27 protein-coding genes are annotated in these 26,459 nt (G+C 63.7%); 11 read left to right on the top strand and 16 right to left on the bottom strand.

Annotated elements, in window-relative coordinates:
- Window positions 1-22 precede the first annotated feature (22 nt).
- Entirely contained in the window at window positions 23-1,012 is a 990-nt protein-coding gene (gene deoC, locus PVV74_RS13240) for a deoxyribose-phosphate aldolase (RefSeq protein WP_274593519.1), read from the bottom strand.
- Window positions 1,013-1,193: 181 nt separating this feature from the next.
- Here deoC and PVV74_RS13235 point away from each other — a divergent pair, with 181 nt between their 5' ends.
- Genes PVV74_RS13235 through PVV74_RS13225 form a run of 3 tightly spaced genes read left to right on the top strand, consistent with a single transcriptional unit; the run spans window position 1,194 to window position 3,042 of the window.
- The gene (locus tag PVV74_RS13235; protein WP_274593518.1) at window positions 1,194-1,406 is read left to right on the top strand and encodes a hypothetical protein; all 213 of its coding nucleotides are present in this window, start codon (window positions 1,194-1,196) and stop codon (window positions 1,404-1,406) included.
- A complete protein-coding gene (locus PVV74_RS13230) occupies window positions 1,403-2,095 on the top strand; it encodes a response regulator transcription factor (RefSeq protein WP_274593517.1) in 693 nt (230 codons plus the stop codon). The genes PVV74_RS13235 and PVV74_RS13230 overlap by 4 nt, the downstream gene beginning before the upstream one ends.
- Window positions 2,080-3,042 carry a sensor histidine kinase gene (locus tag PVV74_RS13225; RefSeq protein ID WP_274593516.1) on the top strand — a complete coding sequence of 321 codons (963 nt, stop codon included), beginning with the start codon at window positions 2,080-2,082 and terminating at the stop codon, window positions 3,040-3,042. The genes PVV74_RS13230 and PVV74_RS13225 overlap by 16 nt, the downstream gene beginning before the upstream one ends.
- Window positions 3,043-3,052: 10 nt before the next feature.
- Here the strand turns inward: PVV74_RS13225 and PVV74_RS13220 are convergent, their stop codons facing one another.
- From PVV74_RS13220 to nrdR, 3 genes are read right to left on the bottom strand one after another with little or no spacing between them, the layout of a single operon-like run.
- Window positions 3,053-4,087 (bottom strand): hypothetical protein, encoded by a 1,035-nt coding sequence (locus PVV74_RS13220; RefSeq protein WP_274593515.1) that lies wholly within the window; start codon window positions 4,085-4,087, stop codon window positions 3,053-3,055.
- A 33-nt stretch (window positions 4,088-4,120) separates the two neighbouring features.
- Window positions 4,121-5,233 (bottom strand): bifunctional diaminohydroxyphosphoribosylaminopyrimidine deaminase/5-amino-6-(5-phosphoribosylamino)uracil reductase RibD, encoded by a 1,113-nt coding sequence (gene ribD, locus PVV74_RS13215; RefSeq protein WP_274593514.1) that lies wholly within the window; start codon window positions 5,231-5,233, stop codon window positions 4,121-4,123.
- Window positions 5,230-5,706, bottom strand: a complete 477-nt coding sequence (gene nrdR / locus PVV74_RS13210) for a transcriptional regulator NrdR (RefSeq protein WP_103764377.1) — start codon at window positions 5,704-5,706, stop codon at window positions 5,230-5,232. The genes ribD and nrdR overlap by 4 nt, the downstream gene beginning before the upstream one ends.
- Window positions 5,707-5,934: 228 nt before the next feature.
- Between nrdR and PVV74_RS13205 the strand changes: the two genes are divergently transcribed.
- Window positions 5,935-6,612: an SDR family oxidoreductase gene (locus PVV74_RS13205; RefSeq protein WP_274593513.1), complete on the top strand. Its 678-nt coding sequence runs from the start codon at window positions 5,935-5,937 to the stop codon at window positions 6,610-6,612.
- 14 nt (window positions 6,613-6,626) lie between these two features.
- Here PVV74_RS13205 and PVV74_RS13200 read toward each other — a convergent pair whose 3' ends face one another.
- The gene (locus PVV74_RS13200; protein WP_274593512.1) at window positions 6,627-7,043 is read right to left on the bottom strand and encodes a secondary thiamine-phosphate synthase enzyme YjbQ; all 417 of its coding nucleotides are present in this window, start codon (window positions 7,041-7,043) and stop codon (window positions 6,627-6,629) included.
- A gap of 105 nt (window positions 7,044-7,148) precedes the next feature.
- Between PVV74_RS13200 and PVV74_RS13195 the strand changes: the two genes are divergently transcribed.
- Window positions 7,149-7,352: a dodecin family protein gene (locus tag PVV74_RS13195; RefSeq protein WP_103764380.1), complete on the top strand. Its 204-nt coding sequence runs from the start codon at window positions 7,149-7,151 to the stop codon at window positions 7,350-7,352.
- A 168-nt stretch (window positions 7,353-7,520) separates the two neighbouring features.
- Here PVV74_RS13195 and rpoD read toward each other — a convergent pair whose 3' ends face one another.
- The 9 genes from rpoD to PVV74_RS13150 form a co-directional block, all read right to left on the bottom strand.
- Entirely contained in the window at window positions 7,521-9,512 is a 1,992-nt protein-coding gene (rpoD, locus tag PVV74_RS13190; RefSeq protein WP_103764381.1) for an RNA polymerase sigma factor RpoD, read from the bottom strand.
- 113 nt (window positions 9,513-9,625) lie between these two features.
- The gene (gene dnaG, locus PVV74_RS13185; RefSeq protein ID WP_274593511.1) at window positions 9,626-11,578 is read right to left on the bottom strand and encodes a DNA primase; all 1,953 of its coding nucleotides are present in this window, start codon (window positions 11,576-11,578) and stop codon (window positions 9,626-9,628) included.
- A 50-nt stretch (window positions 11,579-11,628) separates the two neighbouring features.
- Entirely contained in the window at window positions 11,629-11,937 is a 309-nt protein-coding gene (locus tag PVV74_RS13180; RefSeq protein WP_274593510.1) for a hypothetical protein, read from the bottom strand.
- 62 nt (window positions 11,938-11,999) lie between these two features.
- On the bottom strand, window positions 12,000-12,551 hold the full coding sequence (locus tag PVV74_RS13175; protein ID WP_274593509.1) for a sarcosine oxidase subunit gamma: 552 nt from the start codon (window positions 12,549-12,551) through the stop codon (window positions 12,000-12,002).
- Window positions 12,544-15,465 carry a sarcosine oxidase subunit alpha family protein gene (locus PVV74_RS13170; protein ID WP_274593508.1) on the bottom strand — a complete coding sequence of 974 codons (2,922 nt, stop codon included), beginning with the start codon at window positions 15,463-15,465 and terminating at the stop codon, window positions 12,544-12,546. The genes PVV74_RS13175 and PVV74_RS13170 overlap by 8 nt, the downstream gene beginning before the upstream one ends.
- On the bottom strand, window positions 15,462-15,725 hold the full coding sequence (locus tag PVV74_RS13165) for a sarcosine oxidase subunit delta (protein WP_274593507.1): 264 nt from the start codon (window positions 15,723-15,725) through the stop codon (window positions 15,462-15,464). The genes PVV74_RS13170 and PVV74_RS13165 overlap by 4 nt, the downstream gene beginning before the upstream one ends.
- 62 nt (window positions 15,726-15,787) lie before the next feature.
- A complete protein-coding gene (locus tag PVV74_RS13160) occupies window positions 15,788-17,041 on the bottom strand; it encodes a sarcosine oxidase subunit beta family protein (RefSeq protein WP_274593506.1) in 1,254 nt (417 codons plus the stop codon).
- 93 nt (window positions 17,042-17,134) lie between these two features.
- Window positions 17,135-17,734: a DUF6151 family protein gene (locus PVV74_RS13155; protein ID WP_274593505.1), complete on the bottom strand. Its 600-nt coding sequence runs from the start codon at window positions 17,732-17,734 to the stop codon at window positions 17,135-17,137.
- A 22-nt stretch (window positions 17,735-17,756) separates the two neighbouring features.
- Window positions 17,757-19,190, bottom strand: a complete 1,434-nt coding sequence (locus PVV74_RS13150) for a Glu/Leu/Phe/Val family dehydrogenase (protein ID WP_274593504.1) — start codon at window positions 19,188-19,190, stop codon at window positions 17,757-17,759.
- 325 nt (window positions 19,191-19,515) lie between these two features.
- Between PVV74_RS13150 and PVV74_RS13145 the strand changes: the two genes are divergently transcribed.
- The 3 genes from PVV74_RS13145 to PVV74_RS13135 are packed head-to-tail and all read left to right on the top strand — an operon-like array spanning window position 19,516 to window position 22,423.
- A complete protein-coding gene (locus PVV74_RS13145; protein WP_274593503.1) occupies window positions 19,516-21,309 on the top strand; it encodes a pilus assembly protein TadG-related protein in 1,794 nt (597 codons plus the stop codon).
- Window positions 21,306-21,842, top strand: a complete 537-nt coding sequence (locus PVV74_RS13140; RefSeq protein ID WP_103764391.1) for a TadE/TadG family type IV pilus assembly protein — start codon at window positions 21,306-21,308, stop codon at window positions 21,840-21,842. The genes PVV74_RS13145 and PVV74_RS13140 overlap by 4 nt, the downstream gene beginning before the upstream one ends.
- Window positions 21,842-22,423, top strand: a complete 582-nt coding sequence (locus tag PVV74_RS13135) for a TadE/TadG family type IV pilus assembly protein (protein ID WP_274593502.1) — start codon at window positions 21,842-21,844, stop codon at window positions 22,421-22,423. Before PVV74_RS13140 ends, PVV74_RS13135 begins: the two co-directional genes overlap by 1 nt.
- Before the next feature lie 8 nt (window positions 22,424-22,431).
- Here the strand turns inward: PVV74_RS13135 and PVV74_RS13130 are convergent, their stop codons facing one another.
- Together PVV74_RS13130 and PVV74_RS13125 are read right to left on the bottom strand one after the other, a co-directional pair.
- Complete coding sequence (locus PVV74_RS13130) at window positions 22,432-22,908, bottom strand: hypothetical protein (RefSeq protein WP_274593501.1); 477 nt, start codon at window positions 22,906-22,908, stop codon at window positions 22,432-22,434.
- 85 nt (window positions 22,909-22,993) lie between these two features.
- On the bottom strand, window positions 22,994-23,584 hold the full coding sequence (locus PVV74_RS13125; RefSeq protein ID WP_274593580.1) for a TetR/AcrR family transcriptional regulator: 591 nt from the start codon (window positions 23,582-23,584) through the stop codon (window positions 22,994-22,996).
- An 81-nt stretch (window positions 23,585-23,665) separates the two neighbouring features.
- On the opposite strand from PVV74_RS13125, the gene PVV74_RS13120 reads away from it, so the two are divergent.
- The 3 genes from PVV74_RS13120 (at window position 23,666) to glpX (ending at window position 26,457) form a co-directional block, all read left to right on the top strand.
- The gene (locus PVV74_RS13120; RefSeq protein ID WP_274593500.1) at window positions 23,666-23,980 is read left to right on the top strand and encodes a hypothetical protein; all 315 of its coding nucleotides are present in this window, start codon (window positions 23,666-23,668) and stop codon (window positions 23,978-23,980) included.
- A gap of 157 nt (window positions 23,981-24,137) precedes the next feature.
- On the top strand, window positions 24,138-25,424 hold the full coding sequence (locus PVV74_RS13115; protein WP_274593499.1) for a homoserine dehydrogenase: 1,287 nt from the start codon (window positions 24,138-24,140) through the stop codon (window positions 25,422-25,424).
- 76 nt (window positions 25,425-25,500) lie between these two features.
- Window positions 25,501-26,457, top strand: a complete 957-nt coding sequence (gene glpX, locus PVV74_RS13110) for a class II fructose-bisphosphatase (protein ID WP_274593498.1) — start codon at window positions 25,501-25,503, stop codon at window positions 26,455-26,457.
- Window positions 26,458-26,459 lie beyond the last annotated feature (2 nt).

The raw sequence follows: 26,459 nt of genomic DNA, 5'->3' as shown, positions 1-26,459 counted from the left end.
CGAAACACTCAAATCCATCCGCTTACCCCAAGGCATGTCGCCACCCCGCCGAATACCGCCCGGTGACATGATGTTCCAACTGCCGTTCGATATCGCCCAGCAGGCTCGACGCGCCAAAACGGAACAGATCAGGCCGCAGCCACCGACCTTCCAGCTCTTCCTTGATCATCGACAGGTACACCAGTGCCTCCTTCGCCTTCGAGATGCCCCCCGCGGGCTTGTAACCCACCCGGTAACCGGTCGCCGCGTGATAGGCCCGGATCGCCCGCAGCATTACAAGCGTCACCGGCAGCGTCGCGTTCACGCTCTCCTTGCCGGTCGAGGTTTTGATGAAATCCGCCCCCGCCATCATGCAGACCAGCGACGCCCGCGCCACATTGCGCAGGCTACCCAGTTCCCCGGTGGCCAGGATCGCCTTGACATGTGCGTTGCCACAAGCGGAGCGAAAGGCCTGCATCTCGTCGTAAAGCGCCTGCCAATCGCCTGTCAGCACATGCCGGCGCGAGATCACGATGTCGATCTCGTCGGCACCTTCCGCTACGCTCGCCTCGATCTCGGCCAGCCGCAGGTTGAACGGCGACAAGCCCGCCGGAAACCCGGTCGAGACGGCGGCCACCGGAATTCCGCTGCCCTCCAGCGCCCTGCGGGCCGGCGCGACCATATCGTGATAGACACAGACCGCGCCCACGGTCAGCCCTTCCATCCCCAAGGCGTCCAGCAGGTCAGCGCGCACCGGCTGGCGCGCCTTGGCGCAGAGCCGCGCGACGCGCCCCGCGGTGTCGTCGCCTGCTAGCGTCGTCAGGTCGATGCAGCTGATGGCCCGGCACAACCACGCCGCCTGGTACTCCTTCTTGACCGTCCGACGCCCCGGCAGCGTGCCCGCCCGCCGCTCGACCGCCGAGGTGTTCACCGCAACCGCCGCCACCTGGTCGAGGTCCAGCGGCACGCCCACGTTGCGCGGCTCCAGCGTCTGCGGCAGGTGCGTCTGCGCGGTCTCTGTCCGGATCGTCATGGCCACCGTTCAAGCATGGAAGATCACCCGCGAAGCGTCGCATGCACGCTGCTCCTTGGCAAGCCGCAGCCGGGCGCGGGCGCGCCTGCACGATACCTGCACAACCGCGCCGCCAACCGGTGCACATCTCTGCCCTAAACTACCTTCACCAACCTCATATTCGCACCCAGAGGAAATCCCAATGCGACACGCCTTCCTATTCGAACCTCGCGTTCACCGCGCCCGATCCCGGCACCGCCGCGCCCTGCTTCTCGCGCTTGGCCTCGCCATCCTGTCGGGCCTCGCGGTGTCGGGCACAGCCTACGCGACTTCACCGGAACGACAGGGCTTTTCCAAACCCGGCCAATCGCCTAGCTTCATGCCCGAAACAGTACGCCTGCGGATCGAAGAATGAGCCATATCCTGATCGTCGACGACGACCCCCAGATCCGCGATGTGCTGCGCATCGCCCTGAAAAAGGCCGGGCACGACGTGGCCGAGGCCGGCGACGGGGCCGAGGGGCTGGCCAAGGCCCGCAGCGGCAAGGCCAACCTCATCGTGCTGGATATCGGCCTGCCCGAGATGGACGGGCTCGAAATGTGCCGCCGCCTGCGCGCCGACCACGACACGCCCGTGCTTTTCCTGACCGCCCGCGACGAAGAAATCGACCGGGTCCTCGGATTTGAGCTGGGCGGCGACGACTACGTGACCAAACCCTTCTCGCCGCGCGAACTGGTGGCCCGCATCCGCGCCATCCTCAAACGCACAGAGCAAGGCCCAGTCACCGGCATGACCCAGCCGCTCAGCCACGGCGCCCTTCGCCTTGACCCCGAGCGGCACCTGTGCAGCTTCGGCGCCCAAACCGTCGCGCTGACCGCCCGCGAGATGTCGCTGCTGGAACACCTCATGACCCGCCCCGATCACGTGGCCACCAAGGCCCAACTGACCGATGCGGTCTACGGGCCGACCATCCACGTATCGGACCGCACCCTCGACAGCCACCTGCGCAACCTGCGCGCCAAGCTGGCCGAGGCGGGATGCGTCGACGCCATCGAAACAGTGCACGGGGTCGGGATCCGGATGGGCGCATGCCAGGCGGCGTAAAGCAGCGCATCCGCCAGAAATGGCGGCCGCCCTTGGCCCTTGTGATCGGGGGCACACTCTCGGCGGTGCTGGCGCTTCCGGTCATCGCCATCGGCTATTTCAAGGTTGCGGGCTTTATCCTCGGATGGGGCGAGACCACCCTGCTGATCGGCACGCTGGCCGTGGTCACGACCCTTCTGCTGGCGTTCCTTCTGTGGCGGCTTGTGCTGCGACCGGTCTACGCGCTGACCGCCCATGCAAAGGCGGTGAAAGACGGGCGCGACGACGCTCCTCTTCCCCGGCATTTCGGCACCCCGGAACTTACCGCTCTAGGCCAGGCTGTGCTCGACATGGGCAGCACCCTTCAGGACCGTGAGGCCGGCCTGCGCGCCTATACCAACCACGTCACCCACGAGCTCAAGTCACCGCTCACCAGCCTGATCGGTGCCACGGAACTGCTCGAAGACGACACCTCGCCCGAGGACCGCGCCAAGCTGACCGAGACGATCCGCACCTCGGCCCTGAAGATGCAGGTTCTTCTGGATGCGTTGCGCCGGCTTGCCAAAGCGCGCGATCCGCTGGGGCATGGCCCGACGCAGCTCTCCGTAGCGCTGAACAAGGTGGAAGCGGGCGTGGCGCTCGACCTGCACCACGACCGCGCCGTACCGCTGGACCCAGACGCCCTGCACGCCATCCTGACCCACCTTTCCCAAAACGCCGCGGCGCATGGCGCCCGGCAGCTAAAGGTCACCGGCACCGAGAACGGCTTTACCGTGCGGGATGACGGGCCCGGCATTGCCGAAGGCAACCGCGCCCGCATTTTCGAGCCGTTCTTCACGACCCGCCGCGCCACGGGAGGCACCGGAATGGGGCTGGCCATCGTGCGCACCATGCTCGGCGCCGCCGGGGGTGACATCGCGCTGCTGCCATCCAAGCGAGGCGCACTCTTCGACATCACTTTCGATTGACGGCGCGCGCTCAGCGGATCCGCTTGTAAGCGGCCCGCTCGCGCAGGACCAGCACCGCGGCACAGCTTGACAGGCGCGACATGCCGGGCCGGTCCGACAGGTATTTCTGGTTTGGCTCGTCTCGGGCCAGCGCAGCGCGGCGCAGGGTCATGATCCGCGCCCGCGCACTGTTCAGAAACTGCTCCTGCGGGATCACCTTTTCATACGGGCTGTCGAGCCGCGACACCTCGTAGAACCCGCCTGTCAGCGCCAAAAGCGCCACCCCGCAGGCGCCAACCTGGTTCGGGCATTCCGCGCGGCACAGATCGGAGATCGGGCGCGCCGACAGGTCGCGCAGCACCCAGTCCTCGATCGGCTTCCGCCACCTGTTTCCAGCGCTCATGTCCCCGAAACCAAAACCCAACGCAAGGAACTGCGCCATTCCCAGCGTCTCCGGGTCGTCCGCGCTGATCACTTCGGGGCCCAGCGACAGCATGTGGCGCAACGCCGCCATGCCATCGGCCTGCGGCTCGGGCGAGTCGGCGAGAAAGGCAAGGTACGGGCGCATCTCGGGCAGGATCGTCTCGCTGGCCACCAGTTTCTCGCGCATCGCACGCGACCCATAGAGCGCCGCGATCCGCGTAGGATAATCCGTGGCCTGCCGCTCGCCTGCCTGCCACAGCGCAAAATGCGTCTGCAATTGCAGGAACGGCTTACGCGAACGCAGGAACATCTCGGCAAGCCGGTTGCCTTCGCTTGCCTCTACCGCCAGCCAGCTACGCCCAAACCGGGTCTTGCCTGACATATCGCGAAAAAGCGTCCGGCGCGCATCCGGCTCCAACCCCATGCGATAGGGCGACGGACCGCGATCCATCGTCTCGATCCGGGCCAGCAGGATACGCGCATCGCTGTGCCCTTCGCGGGCCAGCTGCGCCAGCCGCGGCAGGCTCTGGGAATCGTCGCCTGAAAGCCAAAGCGCCACCGCTTCGTCGAATGCGGCCTGCGCGAAAGCGGCCCCGACCCAAAGCCAGAGCATCACAATTGCTGCGCATGTTCCCCTGATCATTCCCGGCCCCTCCTTCGCCGGACCGCCTTCATTCTATAGGCCCAGGGCCATCTGTCCTGCAACCCAGACGTGCAAAACATCTTCACCCAACGCCTTTTGTTCGACAAGGTCGAAGCGCCTCGCCCCGTCCAGCCGATCAAGCCCCAGCGCTCCAATCCCCGGAAGGCCCTCGGCCCCCATCGCAAATCCTGCCGTGATCCCGGCCATCCGATCTACCAGCCCTTCCGCCAAGAGCGAAGCCGACAGCGCCCCGCCGCCTTCGCAGAAAACCCGGGTCAGCCCACGCCGCCCCAGCTGGTCCAGGACAGAGCCCATATCCAGCTGCCGTCCCGATAATCCGCAGGGCACCATCTCGGCGCCAAGCCCCCGCCAAGCCTCGACCAGCGCGGCATCCGCATCGGGGCCGTGGCACATCCAGACCGGCACCTCCGATGCTGTCCGCGCCAGCACCGACATCAACGGCACATCCAGCCTGCGCGACACCACCACGCGCACTGGCTGATGGTCGACCCCCATGTCGCGCACCGTCAGCGATGGATCGTCCGCGCGCGCCGTGCCCGCGCCGACCATGACGGCGTCGTGACGCGCCCGCGCAGCATGCACCCAGCGCCGCGCCTGCGGTCCGGTGATCCACTGGCTGTGCCCGCTGGCGGTGGCGATCCGCCCGTCAAACGACGTGGCCAGTTTCAGCGTCACTTCAGGGCGCCCCCGCGTCATCCGGCTCAGAAACCCGCCAAGGTCATACTGTGCCTCCGCCGCGCAATGTCCGATCTCGACCGTGATCCCGGCCTCACGCAGCGCCGCAAAGCCCCGGCCCGAGACCCTCGGATCGGGGTCGCCAATGGCCACCACCACACGTGCGATCCGGGCCGCTATGATGGCGTCGGTGCAGGGTGGTGTCCGTCCGTGATGGGCGCAAGGCTCCAGGCTGACATAGGCCGTGGCCCCCTCGGCCGCCGCGCCGGCCTGTTCAAGCGCGATACGCTCGGCATGCGGCCGCCCGCCAAGGCCCGTCGTGCCGCGCCCCACGATGCGCCCATCCTTGACGATCACGCAGCCCACGGCAGGGTTGGGCCAGGTCCGGCCCAGCCCGCGACGCCCAAGGCCCAATGCCAGCCTTAGAAAGCGGATGTCGTCCGAGCTCACGTCTCTCCGGGCTCTTCCACAGCACCCGGCCGCAACTCGCTGACGAACTTGTCGAAATCGTCTGCCGCCTGGAAGTTCTTGTAAACGCTGGCAAAGCGGACATAGGCCACGGTGTCGATCCGCGCCAGGCTTTCCATCACGATCTCGCCTACCGTCTTTGACGGAATATCCGTCTCGCCAAGGCTTTCCAGCCGTCGCACTATGCCGGAAATCATCTGCTCCACCCGCTCCGGCTCGACCGGGCGTTTCTGCAAGGCGATCCGGATCGACCGTTCCAGCTTGTCGCGGTCGAAATCCTCGCGCCGGCCGTTCGTTTTCACGACCACCAGGTCGCGCAATTGCACGCGTTCATAAGTGGTGAACCGACCACCACAGGCCGGGCAAAACCGCCGCCGCCGGATCGAAACGTGATCCTCTGCGGGGCGTGAGTCCTTCACTTGAGTGTCGATATTTCCGCAAAACGGGCAGCGCATCGGCCGGTCCCCTTTTCTTCTCTGCCTCTGATGGTCATGGGTCTATTGCCCAGTTATCCACAGCCACTATAGGGCAGCCGCAAAGTTTTGGGTAGAGGGCAAATTCAGTCGCAACATCGAGCGTAGTTTTAGGCCTTTGTTGCTGCGACGAAGCGCCCGGGGAACGCTTGCCGGATTGTTTCGTTGCCGTTCCAGCGAAAGATAGAAACCCAACTCAAAAGGATCATCATGACCCGCAAGACACTCTTTATCACCGGCGCCTCAACCGGCATCGGCGCTGAAACGGCCCGCAAGGCCGTCGAATCCGGCTGGAACGTCGCGCTCTTCGCCCGCAGCAAGGACAAGCTCGAAGCACTGGCATCGGAGCTTGGCGACGACCACGCTCTTGCCTTGGCCGGCGACGTCACGGACATGAAAGAACTGAAAAACGCCATCGACAGCGCCGCCGATCATTTCGGTGGCCTCGACGCCGTGTTCGCCAATGCCGGGCGCGGGCTCGACACGCCGGGCGTTGAAAACGGCGATCCCGACGAGTGGCGCAAGATGCTCGATCTCAACATCAACGGGCTGCTCTACACCATCAAAGCCGCTTTCCCGCATCTGCAAAAATCCAAGGGACACGCCGTGCTCACCGGCTCGGTGGCGGGCAAGATCAATCTGCCCGGCTCGATCTACGGTGCCTCCAAGTGGTTCGTTCAGGGCTTCGCCGGCAACCTCAGCCAGGAAATGCGCGAATGGGGCGGCCGTTGCACCGTGATCTGCCCCGGCATGGTGGACACGCCGTTCTTCGACGAGGCCAAACCCGACAAGTTGAAGCCCGAAGATATCGCCAGCGCCGTGGTCTTTGCCCTCGACCAGCCCCAACGCGCCGATGTGCGAGAAATGGTCGTTATGCCCACGGGCTGAGGCTCGGGCCTGACTTAGGCCAGGTGCGCCGCCACTTTGCGGGTGTGCGGCGCATCTCGATGCTCGAAGACGTAAATACCCTGCCACGTGCCTAGTACGAGCCGCCCGTCGCTCACGGGAATCGCCAGGCTCACCGGCATCATGGCGGCCTTTATATGCGCGGACATGTCATCCGGTCCTTCATAGGTGTGCGTCAGATATGACATGGACGGATCGCTTGTCGGCGGCACCAGCCGCGCAAAATAATTCCGCAAATCGGTCTGCACCTCGGGATCCGCATTTTCCTGGATCAACAGGCTGGCCGAGGTGTGGCGGACAAACAGCGTCAAAAGCCCGTGTTGCACGTTCTGCCTGGCGATCCAGCCGGTGACATCTCGGGTGAAGTCATAAAGACCCTGCCCGCGGGTCTTGATTTCAAATTCCGTCTGCATGTTCGAGATTTACCGTCACGGTGCTGATGACACCAGCCCCGGAAACGCAGGAACCTGAGCGGAACCCCAGACGTTTTAAGAATGGACGGGGAAAGGAGGACTGCAATGTCTATCGCAAGAGTGACCGAAATTTCCGCAACCTCGACCGACAGCTTTGATGATGCCGTTAAGCAAGGCATTCAGCGCGCGTCCAAAACGCTGCGCAACATCGAAGGTGCATGGGTAAAGGATTCGAACGTCAAGGTTGCAAACGGAAACGTCTCGGAATTCCGCGTAAATCTCGCCGTGACGTTTCTGCTTGACGATTGATCCGTCGTGAAAGCTGGCTCTAGTTGAAAAGAGCCGTTCAGATGTGGAAAGAAATGCGCAGACCCCTTGGTTGAGGCCAAGGGGTCTTTGGTTGGGCGATGACAGAAAACAAAAGAAAACGACGCCTTCCGGCGCCGTTCAATGTCATTGGGTGAATAGCCTCACGGCCTACTGATCGAGGAACGACCGCAGCTTGCGTGACCGGCTGGGATGCTTCAGCTTGCGCAGCGCCTTGGCCTCGATCTGGCGAATACGTTCGCGCGTGACCGAGAATTGCTGGCCCACTTCCTCAAGCGTGTGGTCCGTATTCATCCCGATGCCGAACCGCATCCGCAGCACGCGTTCCTCGCGCGGCGTCAGGCTCGACAGGACCCGCGTCGTGGTCTCCTTCAGGTTGTCCTGAATGGCCGAGTCCAACGGCAGGATCACGTTCTTGTCCTCGATGAAATCGCCCAGCTGCGAGTCCTCTTCGTCGCCGATCGGCGTCTCGAGGCTGATCGGCTCCTTGGCGATCTTCATCACCTTGCGGACCTTCTCAAGCGGCATTTGCAACTTCTCGGCCAGCTCTTCCGGCGTCGGCTCGCGGCCGATCTCGTGCAGCATCTGGCGGCCCGTGCGCACCAGCTTGTTGATCGTCTCTATCATGTGCACCGGGATACGGATCGTGCGCGCCTGGTCGGCGATCGACCGGGTAATGGCCTGGCGGATCCACCACGTCGCATAGGTCGAGAACTTGTAGCCACGACGATACTCGAACTTGTCCACGGCCTTCATCAGGCCGATATTGCCTTCCTGGATCAGGTCCAGGAATTGCAGGCCCCGGTTGGTATACTTTTTGGCGATCGAGATCACGAGCCGCAGGTTGGCCTCGACCATTTCCTTCTTGGCCTGGCGTGCTTCCTTCTCGCCCTTCTGCACCTGATTCACGATGCGGCGGAACTCGCTGATGTCGAGGCCCACGTACTGGCCCACCTGGGCCATGTCGGCGCGCAGTTCTTCCACCTTCTCGGGGCTGCGCTCCATGAACATCTTCCAGCCGCGCCCCTCTTTCTGGGCCATGTCTTCAAGCCAGTTGGGGTCAAGCTCGCGGCCGCGATACGCGTCGACGAATTCCTTGCGGTTGATGCGCGCCTGGTCGGCCAGCTTCACCATGGCCGAGTCGATCTGCATGATCCGGCGGTTGATGCCATAAAGCTGGTCGATCAGCGCCTCGATCCGGTTGTTGTGAAGGTGCAGCGAATTCACCAGTTCCACGATCTCGGACCGCAGCTTCTGGTAGGTCTTTTCCTGTTTGTCACTGAACGACCCGTCCTCGTTCAGCGTGGCCGAGATGCGGCTGTCCTGCATCTCGCTCAGTTTCTCGTAATCCGAGGCAATCCTGTCGAGCGTTTCCAATACGCGCGGCTTCAGCGTGGCTTCCATAGCCGCGAGGCTCATGTTGGCCTGTTCTTCGTCGTCCTCATCGTCGTCGCTGGCGATAGGGTTGCCGTCCGCGTCAAGCTCGGGCTCGCTCTTGTCTTCGGACTTTTCGTTCGGGGCACTGGCAATGTTCGCGGCCTCGACCACGGGCTCGTCGGTCTCGCCGTCGCCCATCTGGTCGCCGAACGTCGTCTCAAGGTCGATCACGTCGCGCAGCAGGATGTCCTCACCCAAAAGCTCGTCGCGCCAGATCGTGATCGCCTGGAAGGTAAGTGGGCTTTCGCAAAGGCCCAAAATCATGGTGTTGCGACCGGCCTCGATCCGCTTGGCGATCGCGATCTCGCCTTCGCGGCTCAGCAGTTCCACGGACCCCATCTCGCGCAGGTACATGCGCACCGGGTCGTCGGTACGGTCGAGCTTTTCGTCCTTGCCCGAGCCAAGCGCAACCTCGCCCTTCTTGCCGATCTCGGCAACGGCGGTGGTCTTCTGCTCTTCTTCCTCGGCTTCTTCTTCCTCGATGATGTTGATGCCCATCTCGGACAACATCGACATGACGTCCTCGATCTGCTCGCTCGACACCTGTTCGGGCGGCAGGACCTTGTTCAACTGGTCATAGGTAATGAAGCCGCGTTCCCGCGCCTCGCCGATCATCTTCTTGACGGCCGCCTGACTCATATCGAGCGAGATTTCGGCGTCCTGTTCTTCGGTCTTTTGATCGTCGTCGGTGTCCTTGGCGGCCATTCAGCTCTCCTGATCCCATCTGGGTGAAGGTGATTCGCTAAACCGAATCAACATGGCGACGGGGTGATTCGCAAACCCTTAACCCCTGATTGCTTAAGATAACATTCAAAGCGTTACCCGTCAGACCCTTTGTTGAACCCGATCTGATCCAGCAACGCATCGAATCGCTCTCTCTCTGCGCGGCTGACCGGGGCACCGTTTTGGCCCCGCTCATATTCCGTCTTGTCTTCCTGCTGGCTGGTCCATGCCCGGTTACGGGCCTGTGCTGCCTCGTTCAGCCGCCATGTCACGGCTTCATCGGCAACACCAGCAATGTCCTGCTCGGCTTCCCGGATTTCAGCCGCCAAACCGCGGTCTGCCTCCAGCTTCGCCAGTGTTTCGCCAACGGTCATGCGGGCAAGCTCCGCATCCCCCGGGCGCCGCACAGCAGGAACTAACGCGACATGGGGCAGCGACAACAGTTTTTCAACCACGTTGAGGCCGAGTCTTTCCGACAATTCGGATTCCAGCGTGCCGGTGCCGCCGGGCTGATGAAAAAGAAGCGCATCGCGGATCTGTCCGTGATGCGGCGGCTCGCATTGCAGGCGATCCAGGTCGACCTCGAACTCCGGCAGGATCTCGGGATTGCGGATCAGCGTGGCCAGAACCACCGCCTCTCGCAGATGGGTCTGCGCCGCATCTCCAGACGCCACCAGCAGCGAGGATTTCGTCGTCGCCCGCACCGGCTCGATCTTCTGCCACTTGCCATCCCGCGCCGCAAATCCGCCGCCGCTCTTGGGCTTCGGCCGGAACAACTGCCAGCGCAGGTCCTTGATCGCCTGTCCGTAGTGGCTGCGCAGGCTTGGGTCACGAATTGTCATGATCTTCTCGCGCAGCGCCTTGTCCAGCGCCGCCCTGCGCTCGGGACTGTCGAAATCGCGCCCTTCCGTCTCGCGCTGCCACAGCAGGTCGACCATCGGCATCGCCTTGTCCAGCAGCGCCTGAACGGCACTCGCCCCCTCGGCCCGCAAGAGGTCATCGGGGTCTTGCCCCTCTGGCATCAGCACGAAGCGCAGCGACTTGCCCGCCTCCAGCAACGGCAGCGACAGGTCGATCACCCGGTAGGCCGCGCGCAGCCCCGCCGTGTCGCCATCCAGCGCCACGATCGGCTCGTCCGCGATTCGCCACAGCATGGCCAGTTGGTGTTCCGTCACCGCTGTGCCCAAGGGCGCCACCGATGCGCCGAACCCGGCCTCGGCCAGCGCGATCACGTCCATATAGCCCTCTGCCACGATCAGCGGCTGCCCCTTGCCCGCCGCCTCACGTGCAGGGCCGTGATGATAAAGCGTGCGCGACTTGTCGAAAAGCTCGGTTTCCGGGCTGTTGAGGTATTTCGCGTTGTCATCCGGATCCATCGCCCGCCCGCCGAAGGCGATGCAACGCCCCCGCGGGTCGCGGATCGGGAACATGATCCTGTTGCGGAACGTGTCATAGGGCTTGCCGCCCTTGTTGCTCGGCTTGGCCAGCCCGCAGCGCAGGATCAGGTCGTCCTCGACGCCCTTGCCTGTCAGGTGGTCCCACAGATCCTTCCACGCGTCGGCAGCAAACCCGATATCATAACGGTCCTGCGCCGCCTCATCCAGGCCGCGCCCCGCCAAGTAGTCGCGCGCCGCGCCCCCCGCCCCAGCCTTCAGCATCAGGCGGAAATGGCGCACCGCCATCTCCATCACCTCTACCAACTGCGTGCGCCGGTCAGCCTTGGCCTGGGCTTGAGGGTCGCGCTCGGGCACGGTCATTCCGGCCTCTTGCGCCAGGATCTTTACCGCCTCCATGAACTCCACGTTCTCGGTCTCGCGCACAAAGGAAATGGCGTCGCCCTTCGCGTGACAGCCGAAGCAATAGTAATAGCCCTTGCGATCATCGACGTGAAAGCTGGCGGTCTTTTCGTGGTGGAAAGGGCAAGGTGCCCACATGTCGCCCTTGCCCTGGTTGGACTTGCGGTTGTCCCACATGACCTTGCGCCCCACCACCTGCACGAGGGAGGTGCGGGTGCGCAGCTCGTCAAGGAATCCGGGTGGCAGGCTCATCCCTGTAATATGGTCCAACCGAATGCCCGCGCCAAGGCGGTTTGCACGATTTAGGGCTGGAACCCCAGACAGCCTTCGCGATAGCGCTCTGTCACGACGCGGGCCGCATCCGGCTTGCCCATTTCCTGTGCGTCGATCGTGAACACCCAGTCCACCAGCGGCGGCACCATGGGCGTCAGCCGGGCCTCCACCTTGGCGGCACCGCTGGTCAGCTCTCGCTTGATGCGCTCAGCGTCCTTGCCGGCCTTTCGCTCGGCCGCGGCAATCCCGACGACCTTCGCGGTCTCGGTGCATATGACCGTCTTGTCCACCGCCGCCGCGACCGACATCGGCACCGCGAGGCATAGTGCCCCGGCCATCCACAATATCCTGCCAAACATCGCCCGTCCTTTCGGCCACCCCCGGTACAGGCCCAACTCTGTCAACGCGCCGCCCGCACGGCAACCCCTTCCAGCGCCGTGCCAAGCTCATGCACCAGCGTCCGCGCAAAGGCCCGAAAGACCATAAGAAGAAACGTCGCCTCACCCGTGCGCGTCAGCGAGGCCGCCATATGCGCCACTTCCGTCCGCGCCGTGTGCCCCACTCCGAACACCCCGGTCCGCAGGTCTACCGGCGTCAGCCGCGCCAGCGCCTCGGCGGCCTTGTCGCCCTCGATCTCGACAGCCGCCCACGCATCGCTTTGGTCCACCAGCGCCGCATGAACCGCCAGTCCCTTACCCGGCTCCACACCGATCAGCAGGGCCTGCGTGCGCCCGAACCACATCACACCGCGCTCCGTCGTGCCTGTCATTCGCCCCGCGTCGGGCCAGGGCAGCCCATGCGCGGCCTCCAGCGCGCCCGACAGCGCATGATCCGCGCCGCGATAGGGCATGACAAGTGTCAGCGCGCCAAGGTCGACCTCGCGCAGCGCGACACCGCCGATCCTTGTCGGCAGCATTCCCTCCATCGGGCTCTGCGCCGTCAGCTCACCCACGCATCCGCCCTCCCTCGGGATCGAAACCGCCCGGCGCAACGACCTCGCACAGCGTCGCCGAGCCTTTCAGATGCTCCACCATCCGCACATGCTCACCGATCCGCGCCCGGCCCCGTGCCAGAAACCCGAGCCCGATCACATGCCCCAGCATCGGTGAAAACGCCACCGAAGTGATGTAGCCCTCGTCGGTCTCGCTCACCGCCTCCGCGCCAGGAGCGAAAAGATGCGCCCCCGCGATCAGTTCCTTCACCGCGCCCACCGGCTTCAGCCCCACAAGCTGCGCCCGGTCCTCGTCCATCAATCCCGGCCGCGCCGCCATCGCCTTGCCGATGAAATCTTTTCTGTCACTCATCATGCCCTGCATCCCGATGTCGAACGCCGTGGTGCGCCCGTGGATCTCGGCATGGGTGATGAACCCTTTCTCGATCCGCATGACATTGAGCGCCTCCATACCATAAGGACCGCCCTCCAGCGCCTCGGCCTTCTCGACCAGCAGATCAAAGAGCGCCGCGCCATATCGCGACGGCACCGCGATCTCATAGGCCAGCTCGCCCGAGAACGAGATCCGGAAAAGCCGCGCCCCGATGCCACCCGTTCGCACGTCCCCGCACGCCATGAAGGGCCAGTCCTCGTTGCCAAGCGCCTGCCCGACCACCTCCTCCAGCAGCGTCCGTGATTTCGGCCCGGCCACCGCGAACTGAGCCCATTGCTCGGTAACCGAGGCAAAGCGCACATCCAGATCGGGCCGCAGCACCTGGTGAGCGAACTCCATGTGCCGTATCACCTGCCCTGCTGCCGCCGTGGTGGTGGAGACAAGAAAATGCCGGTCGCCCAGGCGCGCGCAAGTGCCGTCATCCATGACATGCCCGTCCTCGCGCAGCATCAGGCCATAGCGCACACGCCCCACCTTCAGCGTCGACATCATGCCGGTGTACAGGAAATCGAGGAACGCCGCCGCATCCGGCCCTTGCACGTCGATTTTTCCCAGTGTCGAGACATCGCAGATGCCGACGTGGTCGCGCACCATCCGCACCTCGCGGTCGCAGGATTGCCGCCAGTGCGTTTCACCCTCTTTCGGGAAATAGCTGGGCCGGTACCACAGCCCCGCTTCGATCATCGGCGCGTTGCGCGCGACACTGGTCGCGTGCGAGGTGGTGAACCGCTCCGGCGCGAAACCCTTGCCTTTCGCCCCCGCGCCCATTGCGGCAATCGGCACCGGCACATAAGGCGGGCGAAAGGTGGTCGTCCCGGTCTCTGCGATCCCGCGCCCGGTGGCGTTGGCCAAGACCGCCAGCGCCGCGACGTTGGAATTCTTGCCCTGGTCCGGGGCCATGCCCTGGGTGGTGTAGCGCTTCATGTGCTCGACCGAGGTAAAATTCTCCTGCGCAGCCAGCGTCACGTCCTTCACCGTGACGTCATTCTGGAAATCCAGCCATGACCGGCCCTTGCCCGGAACATGCCACAACGGCGTGATCTCATAGGTGCCGTCTTCCGCCCCCGGCACAGGCGCCTCAACCGCTTGCAGCCCAAGGTCCTCGGCGACCGCCCTGCCCGCCGCAGCACCGCTTTCCAGACATCCGCGGGTCGAGAACGCCCCCATCGCCGCTCCCGCATAGCGCATCCCCGGCACCGCCCCCTCGCGCGGCAGGAACGCCGCCAGCCCTTCGTCCCACACGGGCCGCCCGCCCATGTGGCAGCTCAGGTGCACGCTCGGGTTCCACCCGCCAGACATGGCCAGCACGTCGACCTGCACCGTCTCGATCCGGTCGGCTTGCCGAAAGCGCACGGCCTCCACCCCCTTGCGCCCAACGGTGCCACAGACCTGCCCACCCGCGTAAAACGGCACGTCGAGGTCACAGACCGCATCCGCTCGCGCGTCGATCAGCGCCGATACATGAACGCCCGCCGCCTTCAAGTCCCGCGCCGTTCGATGTCCCGCATCGCTGTTGGCGAAAACCGCTACGCGGCGTCCGGGGCATACCCGCCAACGGTTCACATAGGCCCTCAGGGCGCCCGCCATCATAACACCGGGCCGGTCGTTGTTGGCGAATGCCACGGGCCGTTCGATCGCCCCCGCCGCCAGAACCGACCGCTTGGCGACGATCCGCCAGAAGCATCCCTTCAACGCGCGATCCGCCTTAGTCGCCAAACGCTCCAGCGCAGCATATGTGCCCTGATCATAGCCCCCCACCACCGCGGTGCGCGTCATCACCCGCACATTCCCCATAGCCGCCAGCCGCACCCGCATCGCTTCGGCCCAGGCATGACCTGCCTGCCCATCCACCTCCTCGACCTCGGCATTCAGCCGTCCGCCCGCCCGCGTGTCCTCCTCGGCCAGGATCACGTCCGCCCCGGCCTCGGCCGCCGTCATCGCGGCCATCAGCCCGGAAGGTCCCGCGCCGATGACCAGAACGTCGCAATGCGCAAAGGCGCGCTCCCACCGTTCCGGACCCGTCTTTCGCGACAGGGTGCCCAGCCCGGCTGCCCGGCGAATGACCGGCTCGTAGACCTTCTCCCAGAACGCCCTCGGCCACATGAAGGTCTTGTAGTAGAACCCCGCGCCAAGGAACGGCGCACCGAGGTCGTTCACCGCCATCAGGTCGAACTCAACCGACGGCCACGCGTTCTGCCCGAACGCCTGCAACCCATCGTGCAGCTCCACCATCGTGGCCCGCGCATTGGGCTCCTGCCCCGCGCCATGCCCCAGGGTGACCAGCGCATTGGGTTCCTCGCTGCCCGCAGTAAAAATGCCCCGCGGCCGGTGATACTTAAACGACCGCGCCACCACCTTGACCCCCGCGCCCATCAGCGCCGAGGCCAACGTGTCACCCTCGAACCCAAGGTGCTGCCGCCCATCAAAGGTAAAGGCCAGTCGCCGCGACCGGTCGATCAGCCCGTCACCGTCCAGCCTCATCGCGCCGCCTCTTCCGCCAGCACCGCCCTCAGAACCGCATGGCTGGCCGTGTCCCGCGTCACCACGAGCCACGCGCCGCAGCCGCTTTCGTGAAACCACAGGTCGCGCGTCTCGCCACAGGCGTTCTCGCGGTTGTGCACGTAATCGTCCCATGCCTTCGCGCCCGCGCCTTCACCGGGGCGTTCCAGCGCCACCGCGTGACCGGCATAGTAAAACTCCCGGCGGTCCCGCTCGCCACAAATCGGACAGGGCAGCCTCATGCCACCACCCCCGGCTTTTTCTTGCCAGAAATACTCATCGATCGACGCCCGCCAGAAGCGCCTCAATGCAGGTTGTGCTGTGCACCCGTACCCTCCTCATCCATCAGCCCACGCCCGGTGCGGAACCGGTCCAGCCGCAGCCGTTCCGCCGCCTTGTGCGGGCGGTCCGTCGCCACCAGATGCGCCATGCAATGCCCCGAGCCGGGCACCGCCTTGAATCCGCCATAGCACCAGCCACAATTCAGGTAGAGCCCCTCGACCGGCGCGCGGTCGATAATCGGGCTGCCATCCGGGCTCATGTCCATGATTCCGCCCCAACTGCGCAGCACCTTCGCCTGTCCGATCATCGGCATCAGGGTCATGCCTGCCTCCATCACGTGCTCGACCAGCGGCAGGTTCCCCCGCGCGGCATAGCTGGCATACATGTCCAGGTCCCCGCCAAAAACCAGCCCGCCCTTGTCCGACTGGCTGATATAGAAATGCCCCATGCCAAAACTGACCACGTGGTCGATGCAGGGTTTCAACCCTTCTGTCACGAAGGCCTGCAACACATGGCTCTCGATCGGCAGGCGCATTCCGGCGATCGCGGCCACCTGGCTTGACCGGCCCGCGACGATCACCGCGACCTTCTTGGCCCGGATCGCCCCGCGTGAGGTCTGCACGCCTTTGACCACGCCGCCCTCGATGTCGATGCCCGTCACCTCGCAGTTCTGGATCAGGTCCACACCCCGGTCGCTCGCCCCGCGGGCATAGCCCCAAGCCACCGCATCATGCCGCGCCGTTCCTGCGCGCCGCTGCAACAGCCCGCCGTAGATGGGGAACCGCGCCTGCGCGTAATCAAGGTACGGCAACACCTTCTTCAACCGCGCAACGCTCAGCAGCTCCGCGTCATCGCCCTGGTTGCGCATCGCGTTGCCACGGCGGATCGCCGCGTCGCGCTGCCCGTCGGAGTGGAACAGCACGATCTGCCCGCGCTGCGAATGCATCACGTTGTAGTTCAGCTCCTGCTCCAACCCTTCCCACAGCTTCAGCGAGTGGCTGTAAAATTCCGAGTTGCCGGGCAGAAAATAATTCGCCCGCACGATGGTGGTGTTGCGCCCCACATTGCCGCCGCCCAGGTACCCTTTTTCCAGCACCGCGACATTGGTGATCCCGTGCTCGCGCGCAAGGTAATAAGCCGTCGACAACCCATGCCCGCCGCCTCCGATGATCACCACGTCATAGGCATCCTTCGGACTTGCATCGCGCCAATGCGCCTGCCAGCCACGATTGCCGGTCAGACCTTCCCTGAGGACGCGCAGCCCCGAAAACCGCATCTTGTCATCTCCATCGCCACGGGCGCGAGTGAAGCAAGTTCGAAGAGGAATGGCAACTGGCCCCTGCGTCCGCGACCGGCGAAACCGGACCGTTCAGCGCAGGTGGTCTGGCGTGGCCCGCTGGCGCTGCACCAAAGGAATGACAGAGACCGGCGCGATCGGCACACCTTCCGCAGTTAGAAGAGGGTTCGACTTTGCCCGCCCGCTGGTCCACGCACTAGTCATACGGCCCAGAACACGAAGGCCTGCACCGATAAATCCATGATCGGACTGGGGCGGACCTGGTTCGGGCCTTGCATGTTTTGTAAACGCCCGGCATTGCGACGGTCCCAGCCCGGACGCCATGCCGTCCAACTCTGCCTGCCGAAGAACCACGCCGACAAAGGGCAAGCCCACCCGCGACATGGTGTTGAAGATCGGCGTATCGCAGCATCTCGCGTGCCAGCGAAACAAGCCTTTGGGCGACAAGCGCAGGATTTCGAGATGCTCCGCCCCGGCGTCGATCATGACCCGATCCGGCGTCGTCTGCCAAATCTCGCTGCCGCCGCCGGGCGACAAGAGCTCGTCCGCGTGACCAAACAGGCCCGCCGCGGTCTGACAGTCCTTGCAGTAGCAGGTCACACGGGTGCCCGCCCCGCTGGCGGGCACCGCGAGTGTCACTTCGACCCCGCCGCAGCGGCAGGTCTTTTTCACCGTCGCGGCCAAATGTCCGCGCCTAGAGGCCCGCGGCGCGATAGCTGGTCGCGACCTTGTCGATCGATACAAGGTAGGCCGCCGTCCGCAGGTCGGTCACGTCCTCGCGGGCGTGCCACGTCTCGCGCATGGTCTGGTAGGCCGCGCGCATCGTGTCGTCCAGGCCAGACCGCACCAGTTCAAGCTCGCCTGCACCGCGCAGGTACTTCTGCTTGAAATCCGGCGTCATCGACCACGCGCCTTCAAGATGATCGTCCAGCCGGCTCAACTCGCGTACGATCAGCTCGTGGCGCGCCTCTTCCTGCCTGCGGCCCATCCGCCCGAACCGGATATGGCTCAGGTTCTTGACCCACTCGAAATAGGACACCGTCACACCGCCCGCGTTGGCATACATGTCCGGAATGATCACCGTACCCTTGCCACGCAGAATCTCGTCTGCGCCCGCCGTAACCGGACCATTCGCGGCCTCGATGATCAGCGGCGCCTGAATACGGTCAGCATTGCCAAGGTTGATGACACCCTCCATCGCGGCCGGGATCAGGATGTCGCACTCCTCTTCCAGGTACTTGGCGCCATCCTTCACGTACGTCCCAGACGGATACCCGTCGACGCCGCCATGCTTGGCGATCCAGGTCCGCAGCTCATCGATGTTCAGCCCGGTCTCGTCGTAGAGGCCACCGTCGCGCTCGATCACCGCGATCACCTTGCAGCCATCTTCCTCGGACAGGAACTTGGCCGCATGATAGCCCACATTGCCGAGGCCCTGCACGATCACTCGCTTGCCGTCCAGTGACCCGCTCATGCCGGTTGCTTTCACGTCCTCGGGATGACGGAAGAACTCCTGCAACGCGTATTGCACGCCGCGGCCGGTGGCCTCGGTCCGGCCCTGGATACCGCCGGCATGGACCGGCTTGCCCGTAACGCAGGCGCGGCTGTTGATGTCGGTGGTGTTCATCCGGCGGTACTGGTCGGCGATCCATGCCATCTCGCGCTCGCCCGTGCCCATGTCAGGCGCAGGCACGTTCTGCGCGGGATGGATCAGGTCGCGCTTGGCCAGCTCGTAGGCGAACCGTCGCGTAATCAACTCCAGCTCATGCTCGTCCCATTCGAGCGGGTCCACGCACAATCCGCCCTTCGATCCACCGAAAGGCGCCTCGACCAATGCACACTTGTAGGTCATCAGCGCCGCCAGCGCCTCGACCTCGTCCTGGTTCACCGCCATGGAATAGCGGATGCCGCCCTTCACGGGCTCCATGTGCTCGGAATGCACGCTGCGATAGCCGGTGAAGGTGTGGATGTGCCCGCGCAGGCGGACCCCGAACCGCACCGTGTAGGTCGCGTTGCAGACCCGGATCTTCTCTTCGAGGCCCGGCGGCAGATCCATCAGCGATACCGCGCGGTTGAACATCAGGTCCACGCTTTCGCGAAACGTCGGCTCCTTGATCGGTGCATTCATGGTTGGGTCTCCCTCTTCTGGCGCATGTGGCACGACTCCCCATAGCCCGCATGCATGTCACAATGGTTAAGCGAAGTGTCCCAATTGTCCACCATAGATGCCCGCCGCCTCCCGGGTGCCTGTGCACCGCGCGGCCGAGCCGCGATTCCCGGCTTTGTCGACCGTTCCGTAACAGTCTGGAAGATTTGAAAGATTTATCTCTTGCTGGTCGTCAATACTGCCAATTTCTTCCCGTTTTCGCCTTAATTTGACCATAGACCTTCCTGATAACAACAGAGATTTAATCCGTTCCTGGGGCGGGAACCATCCGAAGAGGTGTCAAAAAATGATCGTGTCGAAATTTATAATCCGGTCGCAACAAAGTACATCCCTGCCGACATACGCAATGGCGCGTAGCCGCGTTTCGAATTTCCGCAAAGACGAGGATGGCTCGATGGTCATCCTCACGCTTTTCATCTTCATCTTCATGCTCGTGATGGCTGGCCTCGGCATCGACACGATGCGCCACGAGATGCACCGCGCGCACCTGCAGGCGACGCTGGATTCCGCCGTTCTGGCCGGGGCCGGCGCCTCGTCAGAAGATGAAGCCAAGCATGTCGTCGAAGATTACTTCGCCAAATCTGGGATGGCACAATACCTCAAAATGATCGACGAAGACGACATCACAATGACACTCAACACGTCTAAAGTGACGGCGTCCGCCGATTTCGACATGGACACATACCTGATGAAGCTTTCAGGAGTGGAGCAGCTCTCGGCCACGGTCCAGTCTACGGCCGAGATGCGGATACCCAAGCTCGAAGTAGTTCTCGTCCTGGACGTATCCGGATCGATGGATGACAACGGGAAGATCGGCAATCTCAAGACTGCAGCCAAGTCATTTGTGACTAAAATCCTTGGCAACTCCGTGGAAGGTAGCACCGTTATCTCTATTGTGCCGTTCAGCACTTCAGTCACGCCCACGGACGGGATCTTCAAGGTATTGGCCGTCGGCCAAGACCATTCGTACTCCAACTGTCTCTATCTCGAAGAAAACGACTACTCACACGCTTCTCTAGCGACGGGCTCCTCTTCCAACAGTTCGGGACAGAACCTCAAGCAGGCCGTGTACACCTCGATGTATGGCGGGTTTGACAATTTGGATTCGGAATGGCGGTCCTGCTATACGGACGAGTACTTCCAGATCATGCCCTATTCTTTCAGCGTCTCGGATTTGCACGCCAAGATCGACGGGCTTGAAGCTGCAGGCAACACGTCGACCGATCAGGGGATCAAATACGGCTCCGCACTGTTGCACCCTGATTGGCGCGAAGTATCTGCGTCGCTCATTGCTGACGGGGAAATCGATGCATCTCTAACGAACGTCCCCGCCGACTACGACCAGCCTGAAACGCTTAAGGTCATGATCGTCATGGGCGACGGACAGAACACCACGACATATTTCTTTGACAAGTCGAACCCCGAATTCCGAGGCGCCCATTCTGATCTCCACAAGGTCAAGTACGAGAACATGGAATTCCAGTACGCCTACCAGAACCGCAACAAGGACCGTCACTATGATCACCCTTGGTACGAACAAATGTGTTCCAGAGGCGGATGGGAATGCATCTATAAAGGCGACGGCGTGGAAAGATCGGCATATTTTCTTGAAGATCCCGATCCGACCAACCGACACGGGGATTACGAGAGAGAGGCTTTCTATAACGTTGAGTCAGGTAGCTGGCACACGGCCGCGGAATTCAATGATTTCAAAAATAGCATCCCCGGTTTCATTTCCAGCGAAGATCTTTCTTGGGAAGAGGCGTGGGGTCTGATGTCGCCTTACTACTATGGGCAGATAACGGGCAACTGGGAGCCTTGGAATGACTATCGCTATTCCGAAAGCATCACCGGCGAAACCAAAAACCGGCGGATGAACGAAGTCTGCGGTGCCGCGAAAAGGGCAGGCTCTATCATCTACACGATTGGCTTTGAAATCTCGGAGGGTGGCGTTGCCGAAACTGCTCTGAAAGGCTGCGCTTCGTCCAACGCGCATTACTACCGTGTCGAGGGCCTCGACATCACCGATGCGTTCGGTTCCATCGCCGGCAACATGCAAGCCCTGAGGTTGACGCAATGATCCGCAGACTTAAAACAGCGCTTTTGCGTCTGGGCTATGAAGAAAGCGGCTCGGCATCGGTCGAATTCGTCATCATTTTTCCGATCTATCTGTCGTTCATCCTGATGTCGATCGAGCTGGGTTTCGTGACGATGCGCCACACGCTGCTGGAACGCGGCATGGATATCGCGGTGCGCGAGGTACGCCTCGGGACAGGTACCGCCCCCCAGCATGACGCCATCAAGGATATTGTCTGCGACAACGCAGTCATGGTTCTGAACTGCAAGGACAAGCTGCGGCTGGAAATGCGCCCGGCCGACATCTTCGCTCTGCAATCGCTGGATACGACGGCTGACTGCACGGACAAGGCCGAACCGGCCAAGCCCGTGCGCACCTTCACCCCCGGTGTCGCAAACCAGCTGATGCTGATGCGCGCCTGTTACAAGTACGAGCCCTTCTTCCCCAAGGAATTCCTGGGCTCGGCACTTGAGAAGGATGGCAGCGGCGAGGCTTCGATCATTTCCATGACCGCCTTCGTACAGGAGCCGAACTGATGCTGATGGCCCGTCTCAAAGTTTCCCTGCGCAGTTTTCTCGAAGGAACGCGCGGCTCGCTCACGGTCGAATCCGTGCTGTCACTGCCCCTGCTCTTCTGGGGTATGGCCGCCACTTTCGACTTCTTCGAGATCCACCGCTACAAGAGCGTCCGTGAAAAGGGCACGTTCACCATCGCGGACATGATCTCTCGCGAAACGCGGGCGGCCGGCCTGACTTCGATTTATATCGACAACGCCAAGATCCTGTTCGACGAGATCACCAACGACAACGGCGTCAACCAGATCCGCGTCTCGGTCGTGTCCTACGACAAAGACGCCGACGAATACGGTATCGCCTGGTCGCAGGTGCGCGGCACAGGCCCCATGGCCCAGTTGACCACCGCGCAGGTCAAGGACTCGCATGCTACCCTGCCCGACGTCGCGGACGGCGAAGAGATCATCCTGGTCGAGTCCACCTCGTCCTATGAACCGCTCTTCAACGTTGGCCTCAACGACGTGACCATCAGCACCCGGGTGTTCAGCGCGATCCGCTTCGCGCCCCAGATCTGCTACGAAGGGGTCTGCGGGCTTCAGAATTAATCCGCGCCTCAGGCGCGATCTGCCATCAGGGCGGCGATCATCTCGGCCATCATTTTCGACTGGTGTCCGGGCGTGACCCCGCCCAGCCCGATCCGGCGACCGATCCGCCACCACAGCCCCGGGCGCCACCGCGCCGGGGCTTTCGTTTTCGCCTTCACCAGGAATCCGTTCGACGGTTTGAAGGCGAAAAGGCCCCGGTCCATCGTCTCGATATCAGAAATCGCCACGATCACCTCGCCGTCGCTGCTGCGCACCGCGTGCCGTGTCAGTTCGACCCTCTGCGCCGTGGCCCGGCGCATCGCGTCTCCCATCCAGACCGCCGCGGCGCCCAGCAGAACCAGGAACGCCTGCCAGGCAACCGCATCGAAACTGCGCGTCAGCCCGATCCAGATCAGCACCGCTCCCAGCACCGCAAGGCAACCGACGCCCAGCACGCGCCGTCCCGTCGATGCCTGCATGACCGCCAATACCTCGTCGTCGTCCATCCCCGCCGTCTCCATGTTCGGTTGGCGGCCTGATAGCCGGATTGCGGACTCGGCGCGAGTGCGAAAAGAAAAGCTCCGCCCGGCGCTATCCCTCGACCAGCCGGCGCACCATGTCCCAATACAGCGTCTCGACCTCGTCCAGGTTCAGCCGTCCCGCCTCGCGATACCAGGTATTGACCCCGGTCAGCAGCGCGATGACCGCCATCGCCGTGATCCGCGGCTCTGCCAAGGTAAAGACCCCCGCGTCCTGCCCGGCGCACAGGATCTCCTCCAGCCGGGTCTCGTAGACCCGACGCATTTCGGTGACAGCTTCAAAATTCTCGGCCGTCAGGTTACGCAACTCCATGTAGGACACGAACACCGCGTCGGCCCGCCGCGTATTGAACCGGATGTGGAACCGCGTGAACGCCTCGAGCCGGACGCGGGGATCGTCGCCGCCTGGGTCTTCGGCCTGCCATGCGGCCAACAACGCGTCCATGTGCTCGCGCATCAGGTCAAACAGCAGCGATTGCTTGTCGGGCGTATAATTGTAGAGCGCCCCCGCCTGCACCCCAACCTCGTTCGCGATCTGCCGCATCGACACGGCAGCAAACCCGTGCCGTGCGAAAAGCCGCATCGCGGCCTCGCGCACCCGCGGGCCTGTGGTCTTGGAATGCGAACCTTGCGTGCGTGCCATGCAATATAGGTAACTGAACGACCGTTCAGATAAAAGCCCCGCTTGCTTGTCGACCGTGATCGGTGGCATGAGAGACGCACCATGACGTCGCCGCGCCGCTTCATAGGCCTCACGGCCCTCACGCTGACCCTCGCGCTGTCAGCCTGCACCCAGTTTCCCGAACTGGACGACGCTACGTCTCGCGAAACGCGGCGCGCGCCCTATCCCGACCTTCTGCCGGTCGAGGACCTGCGCGCCCGCGTCGCCGCGCCGCGCACCAGCGAGCAGACCACCCGCACGCTCGAGGCCCGCGTCGCCGCCCTGCGCGCCCGCGCCGCCCGTCTGCGCGGCTCCGTAATCGACGATACCTCGCGGGCGCGGCTCGACCGCAAGATCACGATCGACGTGCCGCAATAACACCCGCCACCCAGCGCGCCCGAAATCTTTCAATGATTTCGCCCCGTTTTCTTTTCAAGAAAACGGCCTCGCGCGGCAAGAAACCCGCGTTGCAAGGCCTGTCGCAACCGGCTAAACCCCAGTCAACCCGCCTCGACAAAATCTCAAGGAAACGCCCATGACCACCCCCCTTCGCCTCGGGATCGCCGGGCTCGGCACCGTCGGCACCGGCGTCGTCAAGATAGTTCGCCAGAAGGCCAGCCTTCTCGCTGCCCGCGCCGGCCGCCCGATTGCGATTTCCGCCGTCTCCGCCCGCACCCGTGACAAGGATCGCGGCGTCTCTCTATCGAGCTATGAGTGGGAAGACGATCCGGTGGCGCTGGCCACCCGCGACGATGTCGATGTCTTCATCGAACTGATGGGCGGTTCCGACGGTCCCGCCAAGGCCGCGACCGAGGCCGCGCTTGCCGCCGGCAAGGACGTGGTCACCGCCAACAAGGCGATGCTCGCCATCCACGGTCAAGCCCTCGCCGAACAGGCCGAAGCCGCAGGCCGCACCCTGCGCTTCGAGGCCGCCGTCGCGGGCGGCATCCCCGTGATCAAGGCCCTGACCGAGGGGCTCGCCGGCAACGAGATCACCCGCGTCATGGGCGTGATGAATGGCACCTGCAACTACATCCTGACCCGGATGCAGTCCTCCGGCCTGCCTTATGAGGACGTCTTCGAGGAAGCAAACCAACTGGGCTATCTCGAGGCCGATCCGAACCTCGACGTCGGCGGCATCGACGCAGGCCACAAACTGGCCATCCTCGCCTCCATCGCCTTCGGTACGCAGGTCGATTTCGACGCCATCAGCCTTGAAGGCATCCAGAAAATCACCATCGCCGACATCAAACAGGCCGCCGATATGGGCTACCGCATCAAGCTTCTGGGCGTCGCCCGGATGACCGGGCGCGGGCTGGAACAGCGCATGTCGCCCTGCCTCGTGCCGAAAAACTCTCCGCTGGGCCAGCTTGAAGGCGGCACCAACATGGTCGTCCTCGAAGGCGACGCCGTGGAACAGATCGTCCTGCGCGGCCCCGGCGCCGGCGAAGGACCCACCGCCAGCGCGGTTATGGGCGACGTGATGGACATCGCACGCGGCGTGCGACTGCCCACCTTCGGCATTCCTGCCACCGACCTCGGCAAACCGGCCACGGCGTCCGAAGCAGCGGCCGTGCCCTACTACCTGCGCATGGCGCTGCACGACAAGCCCGGTGCGCTGGCCAAAGTCGCCACCATCCTTGGTAACGCCGGCGTGTCGATCGACCGGATGCGCCAGTACCGTCACGAAGAGGCGACCGCCCCGGTGCTGATCGTCACCCACAAGACCGCGCCATCGGCACTGGCCTCGGCGCTCGAGGCGTTGTCGCAGGTCGATGTCGTCGCTTCCTCTCCCGTCGCCCTGCGCATCGAAAGCGTCTAAGGCACGCGCCCGACCTTGTGCCACGCCGGGCCAGCCGTTAATGCTGGACCGGCCTCAAGACCCGAAGGACTTTTTCATGACCGCCCCTTTCAACGACGCCCTCCTCTCACTCGCCTTGGCCCGCGTGTCTGAACAAGCCGCGCTTGCCTGCCGCCCGCTGATCGGCCGCGGCGACGAGAAAGCCGCCGATCAGGCCGCCGTGAACGCCATGCGCCAGGAACTGGGCGCGATGGACATCGCCGGCACCGTGGTTATCGGCGAGGGCGAACGGGACGAGGCACCGATGCTCTATATCGGTGAAGAGGTCGGCTCGGGGAACGGCCCTGAGGTCGACATCGCGCTCGACCCGCTCGAAGGCACCACCATCACCGCCAAGGCCATGCCGAACGCGCTCACAGTGATTTCAATGGCGCCGCGTGGCACGATGCTGCACGCGCCGGACGTCTACATGGACAAGCTCGCCGTCGGACCCGGCTATCCCGACGGCGTGGTCTCGCTCGACATGTCCCCCGCCGAACGGGTCCGGGCCCTTGCCAAGGAGAAGGGCGTCGACCCCTCGGACATCACCGTCTGCGTCTTGGAACGCCCCCGCCACGAGGCCACGATCGCCGAACTGCGCGCCACCGGCGCCTCGATCTATCTCATCGGCGACGGCGACGTGGCCGGCGTCATGCACTGCGCCGATCCCGAGGCGACCGGAATCGACATGTACATGGGCTCTGGCGGCGCACCCGAAGGTGTGCTGGCGGCCGGCGCCCTGAAATGCCTGGGCGGCCAGATCTGGGGTCGGCTGCTCTTTCGCAACGATGACGAGCGGGGCCGCGCCGAAAAGGCCGGCATCACAGATTTCGACCGCGTCTACACAAGGGACGAGATGGTGTCGTCCGACGTGATCTTCGCCGCCACCGGCGTGACGCAAGGCTCGCTGGTCGCCGGGCTCAAGCCGCGAGGCGACAGTATCGAAACCCAAACGCTCCTGCTGCGTTCCTCTACCGGAGAACGCCGCATCATGACCTGTCGCCACCCGATGTGAGA

It is taken from the genome of Roseovarius sp. SK2 (assembly GCF_028807495.1).
In the GTDB taxonomy this organism is placed as follows: domain Bacteria; phylum Pseudomonadota; class Alphaproteobacteria; order Rhodobacterales; family Rhodobacteraceae; genus Roseovarius; species Roseovarius confluentis.
Note: the sequence above shows the minus strand (reverse complement) of the source record. Positions and strands in the feature narration are given on the sequence as shown.